The sequence below is a fragment of the Erwinia persicina NBRC 102418 genome (assembly GCF_001571305.1).
Taxonomy (GTDB): domain Bacteria; phylum Pseudomonadota; class Gammaproteobacteria; order Enterobacterales; family Enterobacteriaceae; genus Erwinia; species Erwinia persicina.
This window is the reverse complement of sequence record NZ_BCTN01000003.1, coordinates 113915-128170: the sequence shown is the minus strand read 5'-3', so window position 1 is coordinate 128170 and position 14256 is coordinate 113915. Positions and strand designations below refer to the sequence as shown.

General features: G+C 57.4%; 10 protein-coding genes and 1 pseudogene. 3 read left to right on the top strand and 8 right to left on the bottom strand.

The features are described 5' to 3' along the window. Window position 1 precedes the first annotated feature (1 nt). The 7 genes from EPE01S_RS05220 to EPE01S_RS05190 form a co-directional block, all read right to left on the bottom strand. The gene (locus tag EPE01S_RS05220; protein ID WP_062743541.1) at window positions 2-952 is read right to left on the bottom strand and encodes a hypothetical protein; all 951 of its coding nucleotides are present in this window, start codon (window positions 950-952) and stop codon (window positions 2-4) included. Between the two features lie 14 nt (window positions 953-966). Beyond that, window positions 967-1743: a PP2C family protein-serine/threonine phosphatase gene (locus EPE01S_RS05215; RefSeq protein WP_062743540.1), complete on the bottom strand. Its 777-nt coding sequence runs from the start codon at window positions 1741-1743 to the stop codon at window positions 967-969. Beyond that, window positions 1740-2912: a type VI secretion system-associated FHA domain protein TagH gene (gene tagH / locus EPE01S_RS05210; protein ID WP_062743539.1), complete on the bottom strand. Its 1173-nt coding sequence runs from the start codon at window positions 2910-2912 to the stop codon at window positions 1740-1742. Before tagH ends, EPE01S_RS05215 begins: the two co-directional genes overlap by 4 nt. Window positions 2913-2949: 37 nt before the next feature. Continuing rightward, window positions 2950-3648 (bottom strand): type VI secretion system-associated protein TagF, encoded by a 699-nt coding sequence (gene tagF, locus EPE01S_RS05205; protein WP_062743538.1) that lies wholly within the window; start codon window positions 3646-3648, stop codon window positions 2950-2952. 13 nt (window positions 3649-3661) lie between these two features. After that, window positions 3662-5770 carry a type VI secretion system membrane subunit TssM gene (gene tssM, locus EPE01S_RS05200; protein ID WP_062743654.1) on the bottom strand — a complete coding sequence of 703 codons (2109 nt, stop codon included), beginning with the start codon at window positions 5768-5770 and terminating at the stop codon, window positions 3662-3664. After that, window positions 5770-6990, bottom strand: a complete 1221-nt coding sequence (icmH, locus tag EPE01S_RS05195) for a type IVB secretion system protein IcmH/DotU (protein WP_062743537.1) — start codon at window positions 6988-6990, stop codon at window positions 5770-5772. Before icmH ends, tssM begins: the two co-directional genes overlap by 1 nt. A 111-nt stretch (window positions 6991-7101) precedes the next feature. After that, window positions 7102-7614 carry an SH3 domain-containing protein gene (locus EPE01S_RS05190; protein WP_062743536.1) on the bottom strand — a complete coding sequence of 171 codons (513 nt, stop codon included), beginning with the start codon at window positions 7612-7614 and terminating at the stop codon, window positions 7102-7104. Window positions 7615-8084: 470 nt separating this feature from the next. Here EPE01S_RS05190 and EPE01S_RS05185 point away from each other — a divergent pair, with 470 nt between their 5' ends. The 3 genes and pseudogenes from EPE01S_RS05185 (at window position 8085) to cobA (ending at window position 13226) form a co-directional block, all read left to right on the top strand. Continuing rightward, complete coding sequence (locus tag EPE01S_RS05185; protein ID WP_062743535.1) at window positions 8085-9377, top strand: nitrate regulatory protein; 1293 nt, start codon at window positions 8085-8087, stop codon at window positions 9375-9377. 120 nt (window positions 9378-9497) lie between these two features. Continuing rightward, window positions 9498-12374 (top strand): annotated as a pseudogene (nirB, locus tag EPE01S_RS05180) (nitrite reductase large subunit NirB); the annotation flags it as partial. A gap of 9 nt (window positions 12375-12383) precedes the next feature. After that, window positions 12384-13226 (top strand): uroporphyrinogen-III C-methyltransferase, encoded by an 843-nt coding sequence (cobA, locus tag EPE01S_RS05175; RefSeq protein WP_062743534.1) that lies wholly within the window; start codon window positions 12384-12386, stop codon window positions 13224-13226. Here cobA and EPE01S_RS05170 read toward each other — a convergent pair. Next, window positions 13169-13960 (bottom strand): DeoR/GlpR family DNA-binding transcription regulator, encoded by a 792-nt coding sequence (locus tag EPE01S_RS05170; RefSeq protein ID WP_062743652.1) that lies wholly within the window; start codon window positions 13958-13960, stop codon window positions 13169-13171. The genes cobA and EPE01S_RS05170 overlap by 58 nt on opposite strands. Between the last annotated feature and the right edge of the window lie 296 nt (window positions 13961-14256).

Genomic DNA, 14256 nt, shown 5'->3' with positions numbered 1-14256 from the left:
ATTAGTTAACGGTACGCCAGGCGCCAATCGCCGGGTCGGCCAGATCGGCGTGCAGGTCATCCACCAGCAGCACATTCACTTTCACACCTGCATCAATGCTATCTGACCAGGTTTTCCGCACAGCATCGACTTCCGTTTTCAACGCGGCGCCCTCGCGGGCCTGAGTTTTACTCATTTTTACCAGCAACGTGCCGTCAAACGACCAGACGTGCAGGCTATTGTTAAAGGGCAATACCAGCCAGCTGTCAGGGGCATCATCTCTTGCGAGCACCATACGCTGGTTGTTAACCGATACGACATCCAGAGACGCCCCGGTCGGGTGCAGATGGGCCAGCGGATAACCCTGATAAAAGTTTACTGCCAGCGATTCGCTCTTGTCGCCATGGGCCATGGTCAGTGTACTCTGACCATCGAGCCAGCCCTCCGTTGAGCAGTTCATGTTCTTATCATCCGGGATAAAGAGTGATTTACCCTTATCATCCCACCAGGTTCGAAAATGGCAGCCGCCTGGCAGATCAAAATGCTGGAGAGGTTCGGCATTCGCTGGCTGCGACAAATCGAGCGGCGAGGCGTTGCTGGCCGTTGCAGTCGCGGTGGCATCTGCCGTCACAATAGGACGCCAGCTCTGCTCCTTTGCTGCTGTTCCCGTGGCCAGTACCGCGCCCCGGGCGTTAGTCATCTGCCACGGCAGCTCCAGCAGTTTGCCGCACTGATTTTGCAGCAAATTGCCCACGCGCGGTAAGAAAGGGGTCAGAACATCTGACTCGGTACTTTTACCGGAGACAATACGCAGGTTCAACGTCTCCTGACACCAGGCAGCGGGCGCATTGCTGGAAACATTATCGATAAACACTTCCAGTTCAAGACTGGGGGAATAAACGACCCGGTAGTCCGCCGCCTGGGTCGTGGTAGCGAACAACAGAGTCAACGTAGCTGGCAACCAAAATTTCATAACATTCCTTGGTGTTAATCGCGTGGCGGAAGAAAGCGAGCAGAGTCCGCCATGGAGAAGAGTAGCGTGGTCTCCTGGGGTGAACCGACCCATACCGCCACGGCGCTCAGATTATCTGTTTTTACGCCGCGGTCGATGGCTTTTTGCATCAGCGCCAGCCACTCTTCCGGACAACTGACCATCCGGAGTGCCTGTTCCATCTCGACGGGGGTGAGATGACTCCAGAAACCATCGGTACAAATCAGGAAGGCATCACCATCCTGGAGCGTCACGACCTCACTGAAACCGTGCGGATGCGCCACATCAGCACCCAGGGCATTATAGAGTAAGCTGCTGTTAATGCCTGTGTTTTCATATCCCGCATCCTGTAACTGCTGCACCAGACTGTGGTCGCGGGTGACGCTATGTACAACGCCCCGCCGGAAAAGATATACCCGGCTGTCACCGGCGTGAGCCCACCAGGCATGCAGGTTATCCCGATCGATAAAGAGTGCCGCAAGCGTGGTACTCATCTGCCGAAAATTCGGATTATTCCTCTGCGCGCTGAGAATGGCCTGCTCGGTATTTTCAATCAGTACCGCCGTGCGGTCGGGCTGAAGAGGGGCATCGACGTCAAGCTGGGCCAGCAGGGTATCACGGGCAATTGTGGCCGCCATTTCACCGCCCGATGAGCCGGCGACACCGTCACAGACCATAAAGCAGGCGGCGTGCTGCCCCAGCAGGGCCCCGATGGTGTCCTGATTACTCTCACGGGCACCTTTCTGACTGGTGGTGGAATACGTAATATTCATAAGTCTTCCGGGCGGGTCTGTGAATCTTTATATTGATTCACTTCGATGTCATAGGCGTGCAGGAAGGCTTCGCCAAACAGAGTATGGAAATCATCCTCTATTTCACCCGACGTGCTCTGATAGTGACGCATAAAATAGTCCCAGAGTGCAGCTTTTTTGCAACGGGGTAACGCCATTCGCGGTAGTACGCCGTCGCGGCGGGCATGTTCTTCCAGACGCTGCGGGTTAAAGGATTGCAGCATGGCGGCAATAATCGCGCGGATACCGGCAATCATCCCTAACTGATGGGCCTGCAGGTCAACCAGGGCATCGCGCACCGCCTGCTCTGGCGGCATAAAACCTGGCATCTGGCTCTGGTAAATCTGCATCAGCACCGTTTTACCTGAGGGAAGAATTTTGAACGGATTGTTGGCCTCATTCAGGATCATCGTCATTTCCGCTTTCACTCCCCGTTTCAGGATCGAACGCGATGAAAGCAGCGCAACAGTACCCTGTGAAAACAGACTGAGCATACGCCCGGTAATACGCATCTGATCTTCTGTCAGCGGCGTTTTATCCAGCGTGGTGTCCAGCCCCATGCCTTCCAGCAGTGCGGCCATCAAACGCTGCTCACGATTACCCCCCTCCGGGGCGTCATGGTCGGTGGAGGACGTATCGTTGCTTATCGGGTCAATTCCCAGACGGGCTACGGTCTGACGTGCCGTCCGCATATCGGCTGCCCCGGTGTCAGGGCTTTCTGTCGGGAGCGGAGCAGGCTCGTCCGCGGGACTCTGCATCTGCAGGGGATCGTCGCTGTAGGCCCCCTCGTCACCAAATAATGACAGCGGGTCAACCTGTTCCTGTGTCGCCATGCTGACTTGCTGCGGATCGCTGACGTCAATCTGATAAGGGCCGATAGCCAGTGTGTCACCGTGTTCCAGGGTGACCTGACTGCCGCGCATCAGTTCATTGCCGTTGTGGATCACCGCAATGACGCTACCCTGGTTGGTCAGGCGACAGTCGCCGTTAGCCGCCACATGTACCAGCGCCTGCAGGCGCGAGATCGCCCGCTCAGGATCCGGCAGCACCAGGTCGTTATCAACGCTGCGGCCAATCGTGCCGCCCGGTGGTACAAAATCGCAGGCGACGATCGGAATGTCGTCCTGGTTCTGTAAAATGGTCAATCGCATGCGTTTTTCCTGCAATAAAGCCGATGGCCAAAACACGCTATTCAAACATCGGAGGATAGAGTCCGTGACGGCCCGGCTTTAACCCGGCCGCCGGATGAAATAATTGCGAAAAGAGCTGTGCGGTCAGATTCCCGCTATGTTTGTGGCTGGTCAGGGGATACCCGTCACTCTGATTGGTCCACCAGTAACTGATGTACTGCAGTGGATCAAAATGGAGCGCCACTTCCCGCCATGCCAGCGTACAGGGCAGGTCCTGATAGCCAATCACATCCATAATATCGGAGCGCCCGGTATCCGGTAACGACAGGGGCGACATGCCGCGCAGCGCCTGCTCAAGCCAGTCTACAGAGTGTAACTGCTGAACGGACTGATTAAGCGTGGCACCCAACTCCTGAAACCACTCCCCGGAGATGGCCAGTTGGGCGGGATGCCAGGCACTCACCGGAACACTTTGCACCGCCAGCAGGGGCCATGCCCGTCCCACTCTGTCGCGCGACGGCATCAGGCAACCGATCTGTACCCGCTGAACCCCCAGGGTGGCGGGCAGGGCGAAGTTCCACACCGGTGCCCGGCTGAACGGGTCTGTCGTCCCATCATGATGATGGTGCCAGTGAGCCAGGCCAAGCTGAAACCAGTTCGACCAGCTGTCAATCAGCCCTTCCGGCATACGGCGATGCAAAAAGTCACCCGCCGTGGGCAGTTTGCCATACCATCCCAGGTCATTTCTCGCTGCCATAGTGATGACCCTATCAGTGAACGGGGTTGAGGCGACCCGCATCAAAAGTGTGCATTTCGGCAGAGGCTGTCGCAGTGGCCTGACGCCCGGAATTGTCCAGATTGAGCGCTAATGTTTTCACCATCAGCGCATTATCGCGCACGTAGGGAGAACTCAGAATCTGACGGTCCAGCAGTTGGCTTAAGTGCCAGTCGAGCTGTTGTAGCTCACGCGTTGTCACGCTGGCTGGCAGCTTGCGCTGCAGGTTCTGCATCACCCAACCCCGCAGAAACTCACCATCGTAGCTGCGCGGCTGATACAGCATCTGATAGGCGCGCAGGGCATTACGACTAAATTCAGCATCTTTCCCATCGTCATTACGGAGTGTGTAGGTGATGATTTGAGCGACCCTGGGCAGAAGCAATGATTTCAGCGCCCCCTGATACAGCCCCCACGTCGCATCACTAATCTGATCGCCACGGTAAAGCCCACCCCGCAGAGTCAGCGGTGGCGACGCCAGCGAAAAATGGCGACTTTGCGGCAAGGCGACCAGGGTATTTAAGAAGGGTAGCAGATCCAGGATATCACCGTGGTTATCCCGGGTGAGTTGTTTTGCCTGCTGTGTCACCGCGGGCAGGCGCGCGGCCACTTCCTGCAGGTAATCCTGATTTTTCATATAGCTGGTCAACCAGAGCGCCGACGTTCCCAGCAGGGCGACGGCGAGTGCCACATAGCCTGTCCTGTGTAGCAGGCGGTTACGATCTTCCCAGCGACGATCGCTGCCTGCCAGCCGGCTCTCTTTAAACACCACACCGCAGAGCAGGCCATGAATAAAGAAGCTTTGTCCTTTATTCGCCGGGATGGGGGCACTACGGTTCACGGTATCCCAGCTGGCAATAGACTGCCCTTGTGGCTGGGGTAGCTGCAGTTTACGCGACAGTTCGCCCATCACCCGGTCAAACGGCAGGCCTTCCTGAGTGCCGCTGGTAAAGAACAGACCCCGGGCGGCCCAGGGGGTTTCGCTGTGTTCCGGTGAAAAAACAATATCAAGGTATTCGGCCAGCAGAGGACGCAACGCGCTAAATTCCTGCGGAAACTGGAAACATTCTGCGCGCAAAGTCAGATCGCTTTCCTGCGCCATCTTGTCGCTGAGACCGGCCATCAGTCGGGAAGAGAGCTGCTTAAAGCGTTGTTCAAACTGCGTGTTCAGGCGTCGATCGTTTTGACGTCCTGGTTCCCACGGGAAGGTGAACCCACATATGTCTTCTCGCTGCTGTTTATCGAGCCGGGCGAAATAGGACATAAATCCCTTCAGCAGGTCGGTTTTAGTCACCATGATATACACGGGGAAGGCGATACCGGTCTGTTGATGAAGTTCAGCCATGCGCTGACGCAGTGCGCTGGCCTGCGCATGACGCACTTCGGCGGAGTCACTCAACAGGTCGGCGACGCTGATGGTCATGATCACACCATTAATCGGCTGGCGTGGGCGATAACGTTTCAACAGGGTAATAAAGGTCTGCCATTCACTGGCATCGCGTGCGCGCTGACTCTCCTGCAGAGTGTAGCGCCCTGCCGTATCCAGCAGCACGGCCTGGTCGGTAAACCACCAGTCGCAGTGACGGGTACCGCCAATGCCGCGAAGGGCGCTTTTACCGAGTGTATCGCTGAGCGGAAATTCCAGACCGGAGTTGACCAGCGCCGTCGTTTTTCCTGCGCCGGGCGCGCCGACAATCAGATACCAGGGTAACTGATAGAGATATTGTGCGCTGAAGCGTCGCAGCCAGCCTTTACGCCTGCCGAATTGCGTTTTCTTTAACAGCATGGCCGCTTCACTGAAGCGGTTATCCAGCATTTCACCCGTCGCCTGAAGCTCCGCATGATCGATGTTGCTGATTTGCAGGCGCGTCAGCAGCTTGCTATTAAACCAGGCGCGGTAAAGCTGAGGGATAAGCTGAAAAAGTATCCATAAAAAGTAGGTCAGGCCGATTAACAACTGACGGTTCAGCGGGCTGTCCAGCCCCTGCAGTGGGGTCAGTGAGAGCAGGGGGCCGACCATCCAGATGAGCGCAGAGAGCGCGGTGACGCCAATAAGTCCCCAGAGCAAGCGGCTGGAGAGCAGTGAAAAGAAGGTCTTTAGCATCATTTTTTCCCCGTAGAGTGGCTGTCGTCTGACTCAGGAGCAGCGAACAGGGTGATTTCAACACGGCGGTTCTGCGCACGATTCTCTGTGCTGTCGTTCGGTAACAGCGCGCCGCTGTCGCCCCGTCCCTGAGCGTGAACGCTGATCCCCGGCTGGGACATCATCTCAGCCATCATGGTGCTGATGGCACGCGCCTGGGCGGCAGAGTATTCATAATTTGACGGGAAGCGACGTGAGAGCACCCGCTGATCATCGGTGAAAACGCTCACCAGAATGGTGCCTTTAGCCGACTCCATGGCCGTGGCTACGCGGGCTATCAGCGCGCGCCCCTTCTGGGAGAGTCCGGTTGTGGCAGGTTCAAACAGCCGGTCAGCGGACAAAATCACTTTACTGCCGTTATTACTGTCCGCGACGTCGAGTTTGCGCTCAATAATCAGGTCGCTCAGGCGCTGACGTAAGTCCAGCAGAGCCTGTGGGGCGGTCGCGCGTTGTCCGGTCACCACTTTTGGCAATGGGGTTTGCCAGATTTGCCGCAGCAGAGGTTCAGCGGCATTGCCTAACCGCCAGTTGAGCGTGGAAAAAAAGACACAGCCGATGAGGGTGGCGAGGGAAAAACAGACCCAAAGAGGAACCGGCGGGCGCCACAGCGTACTTTGCCCGGCGGCAATGGACGTTTGTGGTAACGGTTGTACTTCTTCGACACGCACATCCCGAATCAGCTGGGCCAGACGGGTGCGAACGGCATCACGCTGCAGGCGACCATTATCCATACTGCGGTAACGACCTTCATAGCCCAGCAGTAAACAAAAATGGATCACTTCCAGCAGCCAGAGATGCTGGGCAGGATTCTGTGAAATGCGTGACAGCAGCTGGAAGACTTTTTCGCCGCCCCAGCTTTCATTGTGAAAGGTTACCAGCAGGCCATTGGCAGACCAGACGCCACGGCTGCCCCACGGCGTTTGCGCAGCGGCTTCATCCAGTACGGCGCACAGGCAGTAGCGGGCACCAATAATCATTTCAAAGGGCATCCCCGCCTGTTTACACCGTGCCTCAAACTGTCGCATTTCATCGATCAGCTGATGGCGTAAACCGGCCGGGTCGTCATGGGTAGCCGCCAGGCGGATCTGTACAATCGCATTAAGCAACGGCGAGGCAGCGACCAGCAAGGCATTGTCTTGGTTGACCGGAGTGGCGGGGTCAACAGGGAATTCCGACGTCATGAGGATGTGTTATTCTCGGCTGTATGCCAGGAGGCAAATAGGAAACTTTACCAGACGCAGAAGAAACGCGTTGGCTGCCATCCCTGGCAGCACAGTGCCTTAATAAGCGCGTTACTCCAGAATCCAGGTCGCCGTATTATTGTTGCGGCAGGCTTTACTCTTGCCGCCAACATCGACGCATACTTTTTTGCTGTTTTTACGCGGCCGTGGACGATCGCTGCGCACTGTGGCGTCGTACAGCTCACTTTTCACACCGGCTTTCAGCGGTACGTAACCAATCAGCTGCTGCTGATCGACGTCAGCAATGGCAAACCAGCGGTTCTCCACTTCACCCAGTACCAGAAAAGGTTTGCCGTTTTCCAGATAGCGCACCACTTTGCCGCCATAGTCCGGGCTGGTCATGACGGAGGCACTGTAGAGCGCGCGATAGTTCTCATTCACAGGCGTGAAGGACGTAGGCGCTTTCACCGCATGTCGATGTGTTAGCGTCGCGCCATCGACGACACTGGTTATGACCGTATCATCATTGACCGGAGGAGGGGGCGTTTTGCACCCTGATAACGTGAGCGCGGCCAGCAGGGTAAACGCGATGCTAATTTTCACTTTAGTCCTCGTGAATATCATCAAATAATCGGGTTCTTTTCAGATGCGACAGGGCGACTCTGAGCGACTCCAGGAACGCGTGATTAAACGCGGTGTGGCCTGTACGTTCCGGGAGGAAAATTCACAGGTTTACATAAAGATAATTCTTACGTCAGTTTACCTGACGCTTTTGGGAATGGAAACCATTGCGGACGCCGGATGAACATGTTAATGCGGTCGGCGGGCGTGACAGAGTTTGCCTGAAAGGTGACAAAACGGCAATTTGATTAGTATCAATAATCAGTATTCCGTCCTGCGCTATGCTGTCCGCCTGAAAACCACGCGATGCCTGACATTAACATACGCGAACGCAGCAGCATGACTGATTGATTGCAGCCGGTTAATGACCTCCGTCGGCGCGCCCTTTTTCAGGGAAGTGCCAGGCGGTATCCATGCGGTGCGCGACGAGAGGGGGAGTGTCAGGTCGATGAAAAAAAAGCAGGGTATGAACGATGAGCGGGGGTGATCCTTCTCCGCTGGCGTACCTGCTGGCTTCGCGTCAGCGGGAAATCGCCAGCCTGCGCTCCCTTTTACAGAAGGGCCGACTGACCACAGAGGTCAGTCAGCTGATCCATGAAATCCAGCGGGAGCGTGGGGCCAGTAATCTGTGGCTCTGCACGACAGGGCAGATGTTCGGTGACGAACTGTCACAGTGCAGTCGTCGTGTCAGACACAGCCAGAGCGAGGTCATTGCCCGGTTGCCTGCGTTGCCAGAGGACGACAGCGACGGGCTGGTCTCCAGCCGCTTGTACAGCCGGATTGCTACAGCGCTACAGGCGCTGGGTGAACGGGACGTTCTGCGCGAGCAGGTACAGCAGCGTACCCTCTCCCATGATGCGGCGATGGCGCAGTTTAACCATATTATTCGCCAGCTCCTGAACCTGATATTTGAGATGGTAGATACGGCCTCTGACCCCGGTGTTTCCCGCGCGCTGATTGCTATGTTCAGCTTTATGCAGGGTAAAGAACTGGCCGGTCAGGAGCGCGCCATGGGGGCGGCGGGGTTTGCCTCAGGAAGACTGACGATGGCGCTGAGCCAGCAGATTGTGGCGTTGATAGATGCCCAGGAACGCTGTTTTAGCCATTTTGTCGGTTTTGCTGACGATGACAGTCTGCAACGCTGGCAGCAGGTGGCGCAGGAAGAGAGCGATATCGAGCGACTGAGGCGTATTGCCTGTACCACGTTATGTCAGGATGAGCCGGATGCAGCAATGGCGCTGCGCTGGCATCAGTGCCTGACACGGCGAATTGACGGTATGAAAACTGTCGAGGACAGGCTGGCGCGTGCCGTGATGCAGCGCTGCCGGCAGAGTATTGCACATGCCGAGGCGCAGGGTCAGAGCCTGACAGACGACCTGCTCCAGCAGCAGATGCAAAACCGGGCAAATGAGCCGGCGTGGAGCGTCTTTATCGCTGCGGAGGAGTGGCAGAAAACGTCCCCGGCAGAGCCGCTGGAGGCCGATGCTCTCACCCCACGGCTGGGACGGTCGCTGCTGGCGATGATCCAGCAGCAGTCAAAACGGCTACAGGATCAGGATGACGAGCTGGCTGCTTTGCGCGCCAGCATTGAAGATCGTAAGCAGATCGATCGCGCTAAGGTACTGCTGATGCACCATCACGGCTACGGTGAAGAACAGGCCTGGCAGGCATTACGTAAAATGGCGATGAACCAGAACAAGCGCATGGTGGAAATTGCCAGCGCGCTGATGGCGGTGGCTTCTGCGTTTGAACCTGCGAAAAAGTAGTCGCCTGCGCAAAGTTAACACAACATAAAACGGAGCGGTTTCGCCAATGGCGGTGAAACCCCTCTTCGGATAACGGCGTCCAGCTCCCTGCATCAGGCAGGGGGGTGGGCGCTTTTTTTTTGGGTTTTTCAGAGAGTGACAATGATGAGCAATTCACAAAGCAGAGTACCCGCCCCGGGCAACGCGTCTGAAGCCGCCGGCAAACCCACGCTGGTGGTCATCGGGCATGGCATGGTCGGCCAGCACTTTCTGGAGCAGATGGTCAGCCTGGCGCTTCATCAGCAGTATCAGATTGTCGTGTACGGCGAGGAGCGCTATGTCGCCTATGATCGCGTCCACCTGTCGGAATACTTTGCCGGTAAGGGGCACGCCGAACTGTCGCTGGTGCCACCGGGATTCATGGAACAGAACGGCATACAACTGCGCACCGGGCGTCAGATCGTCGCTATCGACCGCCAGCAACAGCAGGTGCGCGAAGCCGACGGGCGCGTGCAAAATTATGATCGGCTGGTGCTGGCGACCGGTTCCAGCCCGTTTGTGCCCCCAATCCCCGGCAGTGAGCACGCGTCCTGCTTTGTCTATCGCACACTGGACGATCTGGATTCCCTCGCAGCCAGGGCAGCCACAGCAAAACGCGGCGTGGTGATCGGCGGCGGATTACTGGGTCTGGAAGCGGCCAATGCGCTGAAGACGCTGGGGCTGGAGACATCAGTCGTGGAATTGTCTCCACGGCTGATGGCGGTACAGCTTGATGAGGGCGGGGCTGCGATGCTGCGCCGTAAAATCGAGGCGCTCGGGGTTAAGGTACTGACCGGCAAGGCCAGTCAGGGCATTGACGTGCAGAAAGACGGCACGCTGCGGCTCAATTTTGCCGATGGCAGCGAACTGGAAACCGACCTTGTGCTGTTTTCGGCGGGGATCCGCCCGCGCGATCACCTGGCAGCCTCAGCCGGGCTGACCCTCGGGCGGCGCGGGGGCGTGGTCATTGATGACTGCTGCCAGACTTCCGATCCCGCCGTCAGCGCCATCGGTGAGTGTGCCGTCTGGCAGGGCAATCTCTATGGTCTGGTCGCCCCCGGCTACCAGATGGCACGCGTGCTGGCCGCGACCCTGGCCGGGGAAGCGGGCGCCTTTAGCGGTGCAGATATGAGTACCAAACTCAAACTGCTGGGGGTGGAAGTGGCTTCAATGGGGGATGCCCACGGCACCACCCCGGGCAGCCAGAGCTATTACTGGACCAATGAACCCCATGAAATTTATAAAAAGATTGTGGTGTCCGCCGATGGTAAAACGCTGCTCGGTGGCGTGCTGGTCGGAGACAGTAGCGAATACAGCCTTCTGCTGCAGATGATGCTCAACGGCATGGCCCTGCCGGATGCACCGGAAACCCTGATCCTGCCGCAGAGCGCCGGAGCACCATCGAAAGCGCTGGGCGTGGCGGCACTGCCGGACAGTGCTCAGGTTTGTTCCTGTCATAACGTGACCAAAGGAGACATCTGCGCCGCAGTCAGAGCCGGGTGCAGTGATATGGCCTCGCTGAAGGCCAGCACCAAAGCCGCCACCGGCTGCGGAGGATGCGCCGCGCTGGTTAAACAGGTGATGGAGTATCAACTGGCCGATCTGGGCGTGGAGGTGAAGAAAGATATCTGCGAGCACTTCCCGTGGTCACGGCAGGAGCTTTATTCGCTGATCCGCGTCGGCAACATCAAAAGCTTCGAACAGCTGCTGGCTAAACACGGGCGCGGCTGCGGCTGTGAGATCTGTAAGCCGCTGGTGGGGTCGATGCTGGCCTCCTGCTGGAACGAGTATCTGCTGACGCCAGCTCTGCTACCGCTTCAGGACACCAATGACCGCTATTTTGCCAATATCCAGAAGGATGGTACTTACTCGGTCGTGCCCAGGATGCCAGCCGGTGAGGTCAGCGCCGAAGGGCTGATTGCTATGGGTGAGATAGCCCGTGAATATGGCCTTTACTGCAAAGTCACCGGCGGGCAGCGTATCGATCTGTTTGGTGCCCAGCTGGAGCAACTGCCCGAAATCTGGCAGAAGCTGCTGGCCGCCGGGTTTGAGACCGGCCACGCCTATGGCAAATCGCTGCGCACCGTGAAGTCCTGCGTGGGCTCCACCTGGTGCCGCTACGGCGTACAGGATTCTACGGGCTTTGCCGCCCGGCTGGAGAACCGTTACAAGGGCCTGCGCTCACCGCACAAAATCAAAATGGCGGTGTCCGGCTGTACGCGGGAGTGCTCCGAAGCCCAGAGTAAAGACATCGGGGTGATCGCCACCGACAAAGGCTGGAACCTTTACGTCTGTGGCAACGGGGGAATGAAACCGCGTCATGCCGATCTGTTTGCCAGCGATCTGGATGATGAAACCCTGCTGCGTTACGTCGACCGCCTGCTGATGTTTTACATCCGTACCGCTGACCGCCTGCAGCGCACCAGCGTATGGATGGATAACCTCGAAGGGGGCCTGACCTATCTGCGTCAGGTGGTGATTGATGACGTCCTCGGCGTGGCCGCCGAGCTGGAAGCGGATATGCAGCGCGTGGTCGACAGCTACCAGTGTGAATGGCAGACCACGCTGGCCAGCCCCGATCGCGTGGCGCTGTTCCGTCGTTCGGTCAACGAGGTGCAACCCACCTCGCTGTGGAATGCTGTATGCCAGATCGAGGACATTCCACCGCAGGCAGGTATAGGTGCCCGGCTGGGCTCACAGCCGATTGCATTGTTCCGCCTGGACGATAAGGTTTACGCGCTGGACGATCTGGAGCCGGGAACCGGGGCCAACGTGCTGTCGCGCGGTCTGCTCGGGGACAGCGGCGGTGATGCGCTGGTGATCTCGCCGTTGTACAAACAGCGTTTCCGCCTGCGGGACGGGCAGAGCCTGGATAATCCGGCCCTCTCACAGCGCTGCTGGCCGGTGAAAGTAGAGCAGGGACAGGTATGGGTCGCCAGCACGCCAATGGTGCAGGCCGGAAAAACGATCACCGCTTGAGGGTAACCGATGACTGCGAAAATTCCTTCTCTTGATAAACTGCTGGCCGGGAATATGGTTCCCGGCCAGCAGGGGGCCGTATGGCTGGTAGGAGCCGGCCCGGGTGCCGTTGATCTGCTGACGGTTCGCGCGTTGCGTCTGATTGAACAGGCGGAAGTAGTTGTCTATGACCGGCTGGTCAGCCCGGAGATCCTTGCGCTGATCCCGCCTGGTGCACTGAGCATCGACGTCGGAAAAACGCCGGGCTTCCACGGGATGAAACAGTCGCAGATTAACCAGCTGCTGGAAGATCTGGCCCGCGCCGGGCGGCAGGTTGTCCGGCTGAAAGGGGGGGATCCCTTTATCTTCGGCCGGGGCGGTGAGGAGATGGTGTGGCTGCAAAAAGCCGGAGTTACCTGCCATATTGTGCCCGGTATTACTGCTGCCACCGGCTGTGCTGCCGCCAGCGGCATCCCGCTGACTCACCGTGACCTGGCCCAGTCTGTGCGCTTTATTACCGGTCACGGGCGTGACGGGAAACCGCGACTTGACTGGGAAAGCCTGCGCGACGCACGTCAGACGCTGGTGTTTTATATGGGGCTGACCTGGTGTGAAGCCTTAAGCGGACAGCTGATCCTGTCCGGGCGTGATGCCGCTACCCCGGTGGCGATCGTCGAGCGGGGAACAAGGACAGACCAGCGCACCCTGATCACCCGTCTTGACCGGCTGGCGCAGGCCGTGGCCTTGCACCAGCCGCAGTCACCCAGTCTGTTAATTGTGGGCGAAGTAGTGAGCCTGTATCGCCCCGACGCCGTTCAGGTCGCCACCAGTACGGTGATCCCCAGCGCTTCAAAGGCCGAGATCGACGCCTGACTGATGCCGCTGTCGGTGATCAGATAGTGGATTTTGCTCCAGTCACACGGCAGCGCAAACATCGAGACTTTGTCGATTTTGCTGGAATCGGCCACCACATAAACCGTGCTGGCTGAATGGATCATCGCACTTTTCACTTTGATATCGGTTTCGCTGGGAAAACTGAGGCCCAGACGGGGGGAGATACAGGCCGTCGCCAGAAACAGCTTTTCTGCCAGCACGTTTTCAAAAAAGCTGGCGGCTTTTTCACCCGAAGTGGACAGGGTCGGAAACTTAAAGGTACCGCCGGTGAGCAGAATATTGATCCCCGGCTCCCCGCCCAGCTTCAGGGCGATATTCACCGCATTTGTGACCACCGACAGCCGCCGGATATGTGCCATATGATTGGCGATAGCGGTGGTGGTGGTGCCGGAATCGAAAATCACCGTATCGCCGTTTTCAATATGTCGGGCTGCCAGCCGGCCAATGGCATCTTTCGCCTCCATATGGGTCTGCCGTTCCAGCAGCAGCGCGCCGGTATTTTGCTTGCCGGTCATCAGCGTGGCGCCGCCGTGATAGCGCTGCACATGCCCCTCTTTCTGTAATATCCGCAGGTCGGTGCGCAGCGTCGCCTCCGTCAGGCCGAACGTCTCTTTCAGCCTTTTCACCGTGACGGTGCCATCCTCACGGATCATTTCCAGGATTTTTTCCCGCCGTTGCTGCATATCAGCCAGCTGTTCATTTTTGTTTTTCACGTCAGTCACTCCCTTTACCTGAAAGCGGGTCGCAGGGCCGCCAGCCGGGCTGCTGCGCTAAATAGTAACCCCCGACCGGAGCAATTGCGAGGATAGCGAAGGGGACTTTTCATTTTCGAATGAAAGTCAAAAATGGTCATTTTGTTGATTTAACTGGCTTTTAACGTTAAGAAACTGGATTGAATTGTCATCTTTAATGCTTAATTTATTGATTATTATGATGTTGTGTTATTTTTGTGCTTTTGTTTGAAATATGATCAACCCCACAATATGATAACAAACGATAGCTTATATTT